The organism is Aeromonas sp. R10-2, from assembly GCF_040908445.1.
GTDB classification, from domain to species: domain Bacteria; phylum Pseudomonadota; class Gammaproteobacteria; order Enterobacterales; family Aeromonadaceae; genus Aeromonas; species Aeromonas veronii.
The window spans coordinates 20010-32628 of sequence record NZ_JBFODS010000011.1 but is presented as its reverse complement, the minus strand read 5'-3'; the positions used below and the strand labels follow the sequence as shown (position 1 = coordinate 32628).

General features: G+C 55.7%; 10 protein-coding genes. 2 read left to right on the top strand and 8 right to left on the bottom strand.

The annotated features are described in order from the left end of the window. Window positions 1-56: 56 nt before the first annotated feature. A complete protein-coding gene (locus AB5Y97_RS01430) occupies window positions 57-638 on the bottom strand; it encodes a DUF1349 domain-containing protein (RefSeq protein WP_182963871.1) in 582 nt (193 codons plus the stop codon). A 47-nt stretch (window positions 639-685) separates the two neighbouring features. Then, a complete protein-coding gene (locus tag AB5Y97_RS01425; RefSeq protein WP_182962928.1) occupies window positions 686-1024 on the bottom strand; it encodes a YcgJ family protein in 339 nt (112 codons plus the stop codon). A 209-nt stretch (window positions 1025-1233) separates the two neighbouring features. On the opposite strand from AB5Y97_RS01425, the gene AB5Y97_RS01420 reads away from it, so the two are divergent. Next, window positions 1234-1911 (top strand): Crp/Fnr family transcriptional regulator, encoded by a 678-nt coding sequence (locus tag AB5Y97_RS01420; protein ID WP_182962929.1) that lies wholly within the window; start codon window positions 1234-1236, stop codon window positions 1909-1911. Window positions 1912-1993: 82 nt separating this feature from the next. On the opposite strand, the gene tsgA is transcribed toward AB5Y97_RS01420, so the two are convergent. The 3 genes from tsgA to AB5Y97_RS01405 all read right to left on the bottom strand — a co-directional run bounded on the left by tsgA (window position 1994) and on the right by AB5Y97_RS01405 (window position 4580). After that, the gene (gene tsgA, locus AB5Y97_RS01415) at window positions 1994-3157 is read right to left on the bottom strand and encodes an MFS transporter TsgA (protein ID WP_182962930.1); all 1164 of its coding nucleotides are present in this window, start codon (window positions 3155-3157) and stop codon (window positions 1994-1996) included. Window positions 3158-3210: 53 nt separating this feature from the next. Continuing rightward, a complete protein-coding gene (gene deoD, locus AB5Y97_RS01410; RefSeq protein WP_005303072.1) occupies window positions 3211-3912 on the bottom strand; it encodes a purine-nucleoside phosphorylase in 702 nt (233 codons plus the stop codon). 287 nt (window positions 3913-4199) lie between these two features. Beyond that, window positions 4200-4580: a hypothetical protein gene (locus AB5Y97_RS01405; protein ID WP_182962931.1), complete on the bottom strand. Its 381-nt coding sequence runs from the start codon at window positions 4578-4580 to the stop codon at window positions 4200-4202. A 677-nt stretch (window positions 4581-5257) separates the two neighbouring features. Here AB5Y97_RS01405 and AB5Y97_RS01400 point away from each other — a divergent pair. Beyond that, window positions 5258-7267, top strand: a complete 2010-nt coding sequence (locus AB5Y97_RS01400) for an AIPR family protein (protein WP_182962932.1) — start codon at window positions 5258-5260, stop codon at window positions 7265-7267. Between the two features lie 580 nt (window positions 7268-7847). Here AB5Y97_RS01400 and thrC read toward each other — a convergent pair. From thrC to thrA, 3 genes are read right to left on the bottom strand one after another with little or no spacing between them, the layout of a single operon-like run. Then, complete coding sequence (gene thrC / locus AB5Y97_RS01395) at window positions 7848-9122, bottom strand: threonine synthase (protein ID WP_064341565.1); 1275 nt, start codon at window positions 9120-9122, stop codon at window positions 7848-7850. Next, window positions 9119-10114, bottom strand: a complete 996-nt coding sequence (gene thrB / locus AB5Y97_RS01390; protein ID WP_064341566.1) for a homoserine kinase — start codon at window positions 10112-10114, stop codon at window positions 9119-9121. Before thrB ends, thrC begins: the two co-directional genes overlap by 4 nt. Before the next feature lie 2 nt (window positions 10115-10116). Continuing rightward, window positions 10117-12588 (bottom strand): bifunctional aspartate kinase/homoserine dehydrogenase I, encoded by a 2472-nt coding sequence (gene thrA, locus AB5Y97_RS01385; RefSeq protein ID WP_064341567.1) that lies wholly within the window; start codon window positions 12586-12588, stop codon window positions 10117-10119. Window positions 12589-12619 lie beyond the last annotated feature (31 nt).

Here is a 12619-nt window from a genome sequence, read left to right as displayed (position 1 = left end):
AAAAGCGCCTGCGGGCGCTTTTTTATTGGCTCAATATCGCAGGCAAAACCGCTGACCTAGCTCAAATCATGGAGCGCCTTGCCAAGGGGCGGTGTGAGGCGCAAGTCAGAGAAGTGCACCGCCAGCCCCTGCCGCTCCGGCGTGCAGCACATCACCCCGATAAAGCCGCGTTCGCTTGGCGGGAACGGGGCGAGGCGCAGCAGCGGCCACACCTTGCCATCGGTGGAGTATTGCAAACGCAGGCAATCTGCCAGCCGGGTCAGCCGCAGCCAGAAGCGGCGCGGATTACCGCTGAAAATACCGGTGGCCCAGTCAGAGCGCGGATTGGTCAGCACGCTGCCGATCATTGGCTGGGCATCGTTGTACTCGATCCCCGCTTTCAGCCAATGCGCCTCGTCTTGCAGCAGCATCAGCCCCGCCTGATCGTAGAGGGTGGTGAACTCCCCCTCGACGCAGACCTGAAAGGTAAACTCTCCCGCCACCTCGCAGCCATAAACATGCCCGCTATGGCGCTCGAAGCCATACCAGGTGCTGCGCCAAAAATCGGTCTGCTGGTCTGTCACCACCTGCAAGCCGTCGCTGGTCTTGTGCCACTCGGCCGGTTCATTGAGCCAACGCCATTGCGTCCCTTCCATCATCTCGTTCAACTCCTGTTGTCTCGCCAACTTTGCCTCCAGCGGCCCGCTTACTTGCCCTGCTTGAAGAGGATGGCGGTAAAGTGGCTCTCTTTGGTGCGCGGGAAGTAGCGATCCTTGTAGCACTGCTTCTCACAGCTCTCGCAATGTACCCCGTTGCTCAGGGTGTAGCTGCCAGGGTCGGCCCCCTGCAGGTTCTTCTGCAAACGGCTGGCCGCCTGCTCCCCGAGATGGGCGCGGGTCAGGCCGATGGAGATCCCCTGCGGGTCGGCGCAATAACCGCCCTTCTTGTCGCACACCACCTTGGCAGCGGGCGAGAACACGGCCGGAGCCGCGTGAACGCCTCCAATTATCAGCAGCGCCACCAGCGCAGCCGAGCGTTTGAACATGGTGTTACCTTGATAAACCTTGCAAATCAGGGCGTTAATTTATCACTCCGCTTCCGTGATGGCCAATTGCCAGCCGCCCCATAGCCGGTTGTAGTGCAAAGCCCACATGGAGGATTGGTGCCAACCGGGCCGCCACCACAGCGGGGCTGGCTTATCGGGGGGCGAACATGTGTAATAGCCGCCTGTACACGTCAGTCAAAGAGTCCGCCATGCAACTCAAACCCCTTCTCAAGGGGCGCTTTCAGCCCCACTGGCAGGCCAGCCATGATCTCATTGAACAGGTGGTCATCTCCTGCATCACGGAGCGGCGCCTGATCCCCGAGGGGGAACCCCTGATGCGTCAGGGGGAGCTATTGCGGGATCTGGTGCTGGTGCCCAGTGGCCGCATCGCCATGGGCCACACCGCCATGAATGGCCGCCGCTTTCAGCTCGGCACCCTTGAGTGCGACAACCAGCTCTTTGGCGAGATGGAGTTCTTCACCGGCTACCGCTGCCAGCTCGACATCATCGCCGAGGAGCCGCTGGAAGTGGCCCGCATCGATGGCGAGCAGCTGGAGCAGGCGCTGGTCGCCCACCCCAAGGTGGCGCTTTTCTTTGCCACCGCCATTGCCATCGACTATCAGGACACGGTGGATATCTTCACCTGCCGTATGCTCTACCCCATCAGCTACAACATCGCCCTCGACCTCTATCACAGCCACTGCCACGACAACCCGGTGAGCGGCTTTCGCAAGGGGTATCAGGAGGCGGAACGCTTCGGCACCACGGACAGGGTCTACCGGCGGGCGGTGAAAGATCTGATGGACAAGGGACTGGTGGAGCGCGGCGAGGAGGGGTTGCAGATCCGCGATCTGGCGGGGCTCAAGGCCTTTCTGGAGCAGCCATAAATCGCGGGTATCAGTCGCCGGCTGAACAGCAACAAAAAAGAGGGGCGGTCGATACCGCCCCTCTTGCTGTTTACTCTCCCGCTCAGGCCAGACAAGGCTGGGGCCGGGCCATGCGCAGCGATGCTACCAACATGGCGAGGATCACGCCATAGATAAGCGGGATGGCGTACATCACCGCCTGCAAGCCGATCACCTGCTCGAATATGGCGCTGATGGCCGGGCTGAACATGGCCCCCGCGCTGCCGCTGATGAGGATATAGGAGACGTTCTTGCTCGACGCCTGACGCACAAACGACACCCCGTAGGCGATAAAGGCGTTGTAGAGCGCCGCGCAAACAAAGCCGTAACCGTAAGTGAGGTAAGGCAGCTGGCTCAGGTTGTCAGTGGTGACGATAAGCGCCGTCATCCCCATCGCCAGCGTGATGATCACCAAGAGGAAGGTGCGGATCGCAACGCGGGTCACGATAGCGGTCGAGACCAGCGCGCCGAGCAGGGCCGCCGTCCAGTACTGGGTGATGATATTGCCCGCCTCCTCGAAGGGGATGCCGAACTTGTTCTTCACGAACATGGGCGCCCAGGTGAGGAAGGTGTAGAGCGCCAGCATGCCCAGAAAGAGCCCAAGCCCGCCGCTGATGATGCCGAGGTTCCACTCCGAGAGCTCGTTACCAGCGCTCTCGCCGCCCGCCTCGCAGCTGCGGAAGTTGGTCAGCACCGCCACCAGCATGGTCGCCAGCGCCACCACACCCACCGCCAGATAGCTCCAGCTCCACGCCATGGCGTGAGTCAGGGTGTAGGTAGTGATAAGCGGGAAGACCACCCCGGCCACGTTGAAGGTGGCATCCTGCACCACCAGCATGGTGCTCTGCATCCGCGCCTGCCAGACGCTCACCACCAGCGTCCCCGCAATGCAGAGCCCCACCCCGCCGCACAGGCCGATCACCGTCATGGCCGTCATCACCACATAGAGCGAGCCGGTCAGATGGAGCGAAGCCGCCGCCAGCGCGATCAGGCCATAGCAGAGCAGCGTCATCCGCTTGAGGCCCACCTTCTCGATGAGGAAGAAGGCGGCAATGGTGCCCGCCAGCGCCCCGCCGTTGAGCAGGGAGAAGATGGAGGCCACCTGATTGACGTCGGCGCCGAACTTGGCGGCGATGGGGTCAATCAGCATGCCGAACTGGGTCGCAAAACCGGCCATCACGAAGTTGGCTAGGAAGCTGATGGCAGTGAGGGAGAGCTTATTGTTCATATTGGATCTCTCATAAGGTCAGGGTGCGTGCAGGGTTGGGCGGGCTGCGGCGCTTACAGCGCGGTGTGCAGCGCCAGCTCGATCATCTGGTTGAAGGAGAGTTGCCGCTCCTCGGCAGTAGTCTCTTCACCGGTCAGACAGTGGTCGGAGACGGTCAGGATGGCGAGCGCCTCGATCCCCTGCTGATGGGCCAGCCCGTAGAGACCGGCCACCTCCATGTCGATGCCGAGCACGCCGAACTTCTCCAGCGCCGGAATGAGGTTTTCGTCCGGATCGTAATAGAGGTCGCCGGTGAAGATATTGCCCACCTTGACCGGAATCGCCTTCTCCTGCGCCTTGGTAAAGGCCTTGTGCAGCAGAGCGAAGTCGGCCGACGTGGCCATCTGGTAACCGGCGCTGCGCTTGGCGTTGGTCGGGGAGTCGGTGCCCGCCGCCTGCGCCAGAATCACGTCACGCATCTGCACGTGGCGCTGGGTCGCACCCAGACTGCCGATACGGATGATGCGCTTGACCCCGAAGTCGTTCACCAGCTCGTGTGCATAAAGCACCATGGAGGGGATCCCCATGCCGTGGCCCATCACCGAGATGCGCTGGCCGTTGTAGTAGCCGGTGTAGCCCAGCATGTTGCGTACATTGGTCACCTCGCGCGCATCGGTCAGAAAGGTCTCGGCGATATAGCGGGCCCGCAGCGGATCTCCCGGCATGATGACGGTCTCGGCGAAATCGCCCGGGTTGGCATTGATATGAGCGGTCATTATTGTTGTGCTCCAGTTTGACTCGTGTGGATGAGGGCATCCTAGCCCCCGCCCCCTCGCCCCTTGCAGGACAAAAGTCCTGTTGCCCCGATCGAGATCCCAGTTCCGGCAACTTCTCCGGGGCCACCCCGCTTGCCCGCCTTCGCAGCCGTTTGTCCGCCCCGCACAATCCAACCCCTGCCCTTGCTGCAAGCTCGCATCACCCGCTTAGCGATAACGCCCCTGCGCCCCAAAAAGCGCGGGGGGCCTGATGGCCCCCCCACAAACACACCGGATGAGAAAATGCCTTACTTGGCGGCACTATCCTTCACGCACTTCTGGACAAAGCTGTTCTTGGCCGCGCCAGCCAGCTTCTTGTCGGCCGCCGCTTTCTCGCACTTGGCCGCCGGATCCATCGCCGCGCCCGTCTTCACGCACTTCTGGATAAAGCTGTTCTTTGCCGCTCCGGCCAGCTTCTTGTCGGCTGCCGCCTTCTCGCACTCGCCGGTCGCGGCGCCAGCGGCATCTTTCACGCACTTGCCGACAAAGCTGGTCTTGGCGGCGCCGTTAAGCTTTTTGGCCGCGGCCTGCGCCTCGCACTGCAACTGGGCTGCGTCGTTGGCAAAGACCGGATTGGCCAGCAGCAGCACGCTGCCGCAGAGCAGGCCGAACAGGATGGTACGCTTCATGGGAGATATCCTCTCTATCTGGTGATGTGTTTGCATGGTCATATTTGCATGACGATGTGTTGCAAATGGCTGTGATTGCAACAGCTGATTGTTGCCGCAGATCCCCCGCCTCGCCAGCTTGGGACACGGAGCAGAGGGCAACCATCGCCCGCACTATAGCGCCGATTGGCAGAGCGGGATGCCCCCCGCCAGCCCCTCCTCAGCGGCAAGCCAGCCCTATTCCTTCCTGCCACGCCCGCCAACCCCAATAGCATCAAGGGCCATGGGAATCCTTTCCCTGCCTCTGCGATTTCTTGAGCCAGCGCAAAATTTCTTACATTACTGATAGTTGCGTCATTTTTTGACTGGCACGACCAGATTCGATTGGCTTATCATAGCCATCCGGTGCCTATTGCTGCGATGGGCCTCAGCCCTCGTTGATCAATGGAGCATTTTGGAAGCTGTAATCCACGGGCGGTAGCGTGGATTTCCGTGGAATTACGCCTTGATTAAAAAGGTATGTGTTCCAGATATTGGTGTTCATATTTTAATTTCAGCACCAACATACAAGATAATCTTATAGAAAAAATTGTCGACAAGCGCTGATATTATTTATTGGCTGGTAGACTATCATCTTTATTCTTAGTTAAAGCTAAAAATAAACATAACATATATAATCCATTAAAAAAGGGTACTCTATGAATGTTGAGCCAATGATAAAGGTTCGTCTTAATAGATTCATTGAACAATACAATCTGTTTTCACTTAAGGATAGTGAGTCATTCGAAAAATATGTAAACTTTTCAATTTTATCAAACCATCAACCTGATGCTTTTGGCGCCGACTCTGATTTTCTTAATAAAGTATGCGTAGGTGGTGGTAATGACTTAGGCATAGATGGAATTGGTATTAAGTTGAATGGATTTCTGGTTAGCAATATTGATGAAGCTAAAGATATAGTTAATAAATTTCAAAAACTCGTCATAGAATTTATATTTATCCAATCAAAATTTAGTAATAATTTCGATTCGGGGGAGTTTATAAAATTCACCTCTGGCATTAGAGATTTTCTTTCAGAAACACAACGTCAACCGTGTAACAAAAGCATTAAAAATTTTATTGATATAAAAAATTATGTCATGAGTGATGATGTTATCATTCATTGGGAAAGAAACCCAACGGTTAGAGCATACTATGTCACCTTAGGGAAATGGCAAGAAACCCCTCACTTCAACGCACATTCAGAACAGTTCAAATCAGATCTTAGTGCAGGCTCTGCCTATTCTGAATGTAATATTCATTTCATTGATGCGTATGCTTTTAAAAAAATATGTGACAATAATGAAAACACCTTCAATACCACGATTGAAGTGATTGATACAATGCCATTAACCGAAGTTGATGGTGTTAACAACTCATGCGTCGTTTTGTGCTATGCATCAGAGTTTATGAAATTACTTTCTACAGATGAAGGAGTAATCAGAAAGTCGCTCTTTGATGATAATGTACGAGATTATCAAGGAAATAATAGTGTTAATGAGGAGATACTAAGAACAATTGATGAGGAACCTGAGAAATTTGCATTATTAAACAATGGCATCACGATCGTTTGTGATGAGTATATCCAGAGCAATCGAAGAATTACACTAAAAAATCCACAAATCGTAAATGGTTGCCAAACCAGTCATGTACTTTTCTTTGCTCAACGAGATGGAAAAGACATAAATAAGTCACCTCTTCACATAAAAGTTATTTCAACAAGTAATTTCGAGATCACCAATCAAATTGTTCGTGGAACAAACAGACAAAACATTGTTTATGATGAAGCTTTTGAAGCAACGAAGATTTTCCATAAAGAATTAGAGGAGTTCTTTATCGCTATTGGTGTGGATTATGGGAAAATATATTATGAGCGACGTTCGAAACAGTTTAGTCATAATCCAAAAATAAAACAAACTGAAAAGATAAATATAAAGATACTAACTCAATATTGCCTAGCAATATTACTAAACAAACCGCACATGGCTCATAGACATGAAGCAAAGTTAATTGAGGAGTACTCAAGCAAAATATTTTTAAAGCATCACTCGAAACTCCCATATTATATGGCATCACTTCTTTTCTCTAATGCTGAGAAGTTATTTAGACAGGAGAAATATAAAGAAAAAGAGCTTCATACATATAAGCCACATATCTTAATGGTGTTCAGGGAACTTTGCAACGGAGCAATACCTAGCCTGCATAAAGAGAAGCAAGTCGATATGTACTGCAAGAAAATTCTTGACATCGTATCATCGGCAGAACAATTTGAAATAATGTTAGATAAATCTATTGGTGTTTTTGAACTGGCAACAAAGCACTGGATAAATGATCTTAAAAAGAGTTCTGATGGTAGAAAAGATATCGAAGAGTTTACTAAAATATTAATCTTGTTTTGCTCTGAAGAAAAAAATCAACGTAATTGTGATGACATCCAAAATATAGTTGAAGACCCCGACTTGTCATACGGTGAAGTAGTGAAAAGAATCAGGGATCGTAACGGTTTTAATTGCGGCTTTATATCTACACATGATGGTCGCGTTTTCTTTCATGCCAATGACAATCCACATTTAGATTTCTCAAATATTGTTGGAAAAAGTGTGTCATATAAAAAAGAAGCGAATGAAAAGAGTGGTAGAATTTATGGGATGAACGTGACACTAATATAGTGTTTTATTTGCTTGTACAGTTCTAGTTATCACATGACACCGGTCTCAAGCCGGTGTCCTTTCAATGTGTACCAGAGAGATAATCCCTTCGCGATAAATTTCAACTTCTTTTTGAAGACACACAGGAAACCTCTGTCTATCTACCATAATTGGCTTCTGATATTATATAGTCTATAACGTATATAAAACGCCCCCGGTAGGCTATTTATTCCATAACGAATGTTGAATAATAAAAGTTCAAAAATAGGGGGGATGGCACATAGCAATAACTGGTGACAGTTCAACTTCCACTGTATCACGCAAACAACATTCAATAGTCCCTATTGAAATCTGCCCCCAACCTTTCTGAGCCAGCAATTGCTCGGATGATTCATGATCGAATCCCATGCCAATTCAATCAGTACTCACGCATAATTCTCCTTCCTGCAAAAACTTTGGCTAGTGAGAAAATTACACTAGGTAGTCGTCCAACACCCGAACAAACAGCCGCTCATGCTTGAGTCAACGTTCCCAATGCAGAAATAAAAATCCCCCATTACCGGGGGATTTTTATTTCTATCGATTATCTCAACTTAGCGGCTTAACCCACCAAAAATGCCCTTAACCGGGCAAACTCCGCTGGCAAATTAACAGAGAGAAGCGGCAGCTCGGCATGCTTGGCGAGCGGGCCGGGCAGCGGCACATCGAGATGCAAGATATCGTCCACCGACTCCTTGAACTTGGCGGGATGGGCGGTGCAGAGGAACACACCCACTTCATCCTCGGCCAGCTGTTCCCCCAGCAGATCCCAGGCAATGGCGCCGTGGGGTTCGCAGAGGTAATCCAGCTGGTACAGCCGTTTAAGGGCATCGCGAGTCTGGGCGTCGTCACGCATGCCTGACCCCAGGGTCTCCAGCGCCCAGCCTTTGCGACGGCACAGCTCTTCCACCCGCGGCCAGTTGTTGGGGCGGCTGACATCCATGGCGTTCGACAGGGTGGTCACTGTCTGGTGCGGCTCCCACTGACCGGTTTTCAGGTAGCGCGGCACGGTGTCGTTGGCGTTGGTGGCGGCGATAAAGCGCTTCACCGGCAACCCCAGCGCCTTGGCAATCAGCCCCGCAGTGAGGTTGCCGAAGTTGCCGGACGGCACGCTGATCACCGCCTTGGTACGATCGGCTTTCGGCAGCTGGGCTACCGCTTCGAAGTAGTAGCAAACCTGCGCCAGCAGACGGCTGATATTGATGGAGTTGGCGGAGTTGAGCCCAATGGCTTTTTTCAGCGCCTCGTCGTCAAAGGCCTGTTTTACCAGTGCCTGACAGGCATCGAAGTCGCCGTCGATGGCGATGGTGCGGATATTGCCGCCGAGGGTGCAGAAGAGCTTCTCCTGCAAGGGGCTGATCTTGCCCTTGGGATAGAGGATCACCACCTCGATCCCCTCCAGCCCGTAGAAGGCGTGGGCCACGGCGGCGCCGGTGTCGCCGGAGGTGGCGGTGAGGATAGTGATCTTGTCGTTGGTTCTGAACGCTGCGAGGCACTGGGCCATAAAGCGGCCGCCGAAATCCTTGAATGCCAGGGTCGGGCCGTGGAACAGCTCAAGGGCATAGGTTCCGTCTTTGAGTTTCACCAGCGGTGCCGGGAAGGTGAAGGCGGCGTTGACAAGCTCGCTGACCTTGGCGGCAGGCACTTCGTCCCCCAGCAGGTGGCTCAGGATGCGGGCAGAGCGTTCGGCCAGCGGCAGATCCAGCAGGGCATCCACATCGGCGAGCGGTTCGAGTTGTTCGGGGAAGAAGAGCCCCTGTTCGCGACCCAAGCCCTGACGCACCGCCTGCGCGAAGCTCACCTGTTCGCTGTTGTCCTTGATGTTGTAGAGATTCATAGCTCGCTTCCTGTTACCCGTGCCCCGGCCATGTCCAGTTTGCAGACCCGGGCAAATCCATCTTCGTTCTGCACGAAATGTGCTTCCATCCAATCCTTCATGCGCTCGGCCTGCGCCAGATCCTTCATTACCACAAACACGGTGGGGCCGGAGCCGGAGATACCGGTGGCCAGCGCCCCGTTTTGGGCCGCCTGCACCCGCACCTCGGTAAAGCCTTCGATCAGCGCCGCGCGGTAGGGTTCGGCAATCACGTCTTTCAATACGCTGGCAGCCAATCCCTCCTGCCCTGTGTAGCTGGCGTGGACAAAGGCAGCCAGGCGGCGGCCATAGGTGAGGCAATCCTGACGGCGATATTGGGCCGGCAGAATGGCGCGGGCAGCAGCGGTAGAGACCACTGTGCCCGGATAGCAGACCACCCAGTACCACTGATCGAACACCGGAATGCCCTGACTGATAACGCCGTGCTCTTCCAGCACCAGCTGCATGCCGCCGAGATAACAGGGCGCCACGTTGTCGTAGTGAACGGAGCCGGAGATGCGCCCCTCCATCTCCCCCATCAGCAGCAGCATGTCGTGCTCGTCGAGCGGCTCACCGTGAAAAGCGTTGAGCCCCTCCAGCGCCGCCACCACGCTGCAGGCGCTGGAACCCAGACCCGAGCCCACCGGCAGGTTCTTCTCCAGCACCATTTCGAGCGGCTTGAGTTTAAGGCCCCGCTTCTCCAGCGCCTCGCCATAGGCGACCCAGCAGTCGAACAGGATATTCTTTTTCGGATCGTCCGGCAGCTTGTGGGCGTAGCGGCCCACGGATGAGAGGGCGAACGGCACGTCAGCGGCTTTTACCTGCACCCGATCGCCGAGCAGGGAACCATCAACGGGGGCGAGCGCCGCCCCCAGTACATCGAATCCCACGCTCAGGTTGGCGCTGGAAGCGGGTGCGTAGGCAACGACACTGCCGCCTTCCGTCATATAAGAGGGGTACATGTCTGAACTCATGCTTATAGCTCCTGCTTCCAGTTCTGGGTGCGCAGCACGTCGGCAAAGACGCCCGCCGCAGTCACTTCGGTACCGGCGCCATAGCCACGCAGCACCAGCGGGATCGGCTGGTAGTAGGTAGAGAAGAAGGCGAGCGCGTTCTCCCCGTCTTTGACCTTGAACAGCGGCTCGTCGGCACCGACCGCCTTGATGGCAACCTTGCACTTGCCACCCTCGATGGAGCCTACATAGCGCAGCACCTTGCCTTCACGCTGGGCTGCGGCGAACTGGTCGCGGAACCAGCCGTCGGCTTCGGGCAGGCGGGCCATAAAAGACTCCACATCTTCGCTGGCATCACCCTCTTTTACAAAAGATGGCGGCAGCGCCTGCTCCACCTCCACATCGGAGAGCTCCAGCGCCATGCCAGCCTCACGAGCCAGAATGAGCAGCTTGCGCGCCACATCCATGCCGTTGAGGTCATCGCGGGGATCCGGCTCGGTAAAGCCGTTGCTGCGGGCGATTTTGGTCGCCTCGGAGAAGGCCATCCCCTCGTCCAGTTTGCCGAAGATAAAGGAGAGGGAACCGGACAGGATGCCATCGAAGGCACGCAGCTTGTCACCGGCCTTGATGAGGTTCTGCAGGTTCTCGATAACCGGCAGACCGGCGCCGACGTTGGTCTCGTACAGGAACTTGCGGCGAGTCTGACGGGCGGTGCGGCGCAGCGCCTTGTAGTAATCGAGCGAGCCGGTGTTGGCCTTCTTGTTCGGGGTGACCACATGGAAACCGGCGGCGAGGAAGTCGGCATACTGGACAGCCACCGCCTCGGAGGAGGTGCAGTCGACGATCACCGGGTTGATGATGTGGCTATCTTCCACCAGCTTTTTCACCCCTTCCAGCGAGAAACTGTCGCGGGCTTCCGCCAGCTGTTCGCGCCAGTTGGCGAGGTTCAGGCCATCCTTGTTAACCGCCATCTGGCGGCTGTTGGCGATGCCGACCACGCGAAGGCCAGTGCCCTGCTCGGCCAGTACCGGTTGCTGGCGGGCAATCTGATCCACCAGCGCAGCACCGACGCCGCCGACACCGACCACAAAGAGATCGATAAACTGCTGGCTGCCAAAGAAGTTCTGGTGGCACGCCTTGATGGCTTCCGCCACCTTGCGATCCCGCACCACCGCCGAGATGGAGCGCTCGCTCGACCCCTGCGCAATGGCGACGATATTGATGGAGGCTTGCGCCAGCGAGGTGAAGAAGCGGGCCGCCATCCCTTTGCTGGTGCGCATGCCGTCACCGATCAGGGAGATGATCGCCAGATCGCTGATGATATCCAACGGCTCCAGCAGCTGGTTCTTGAACTCCAGCTCGAACTCGCGCTCCAGCACCTTGCGGGTCTTGTCGCTGTCGTAGCTGTGGATACAGAAGCTGACACTGTACTCGGAAGATGACTGGGTGATCAGCACGATGCTGACCCCGGCACGGGAGACGGCGGAGAAGATGCGACCGGCCATGCCGACCATCCCCTTCATGCCGGGGCCGGAGACGTTGAACATGCACATGCCGGAGAGATCCGAGATGGCCTTCACTTTCAGGTCATCATCGCCGCTCTCGGGGCCAATCAGGGTGCCCGGCCCCTGCGGGTTGAAGCTGTTCTTGATAAGGCAGGGAATGTGGAACTGGGCCACCGGCGCGATGGTTTTCGGGTGCAGCACCTTGGCGCCGAAGTAGGAGAGTTCCATCGCCTCCTTGTAGGAGAGGGTTTTCAGCAGGTAGGCATCCGGCACCAGACGCGGGTCGCAGCTGTAGCAGCCCTCGACATCGGTCCAGATCTCGCAGCACTCGGCATCGACACAGGCTGCCAGCACGGCGGCGGAGTAGTCGGAGCCGTTGCGACCCAGCAGCACGGTCTCGCCCTTGTCGCTGCCGCCGGTAAAGCCCGGCATCAGGTAGAGGCAATCGCTACGCAGCCCCTTGGCGGCAAAGCGCAGGCGGGAGGCTTCGATGTCGACGTGAGCTTCCAGATAACCGCCGTCGGTGACCAGTAGCTCTTCCGGTACGATCAGCTCCAGATCCAGACCGCGCACCCGCAGCAACTCGTGCATAAAGGCGATGGAGAGGTTTTCGCCACGGCTCAGAATGCGCGCCTGCACGTTGTCCGGGCAGAGGCCCAGCAGACGGATGCCCTGCATCAGACGCTCCACCTGATCCAGCTCGGCGGTGAGACGGGCCAGCAGCGCCTTGTCATCGAGCGCCGGATAGGCCGCCTTCAACCCGGCCAGCAGGCGGGAGAAGATGCCGTTGACTTCAAACAGGGTGGAACTGGCATCCATGCCGCGACTGGTCTGCTCCACCAGCGCCACCAGATGATTGGTCACCTTGGCAGGTGCAGAGAGCACCAGGGCTACCTGAGATTGGCCGTGGGTGTTGACCGCGATATCGGCCACCCGTAAAAAACGTTCTGCATCGGCCAGTGAAGACCCGCCAAATTTCAACACTCTCATCGCTTTCTCTCCCTGTAAATCTATGAAATTC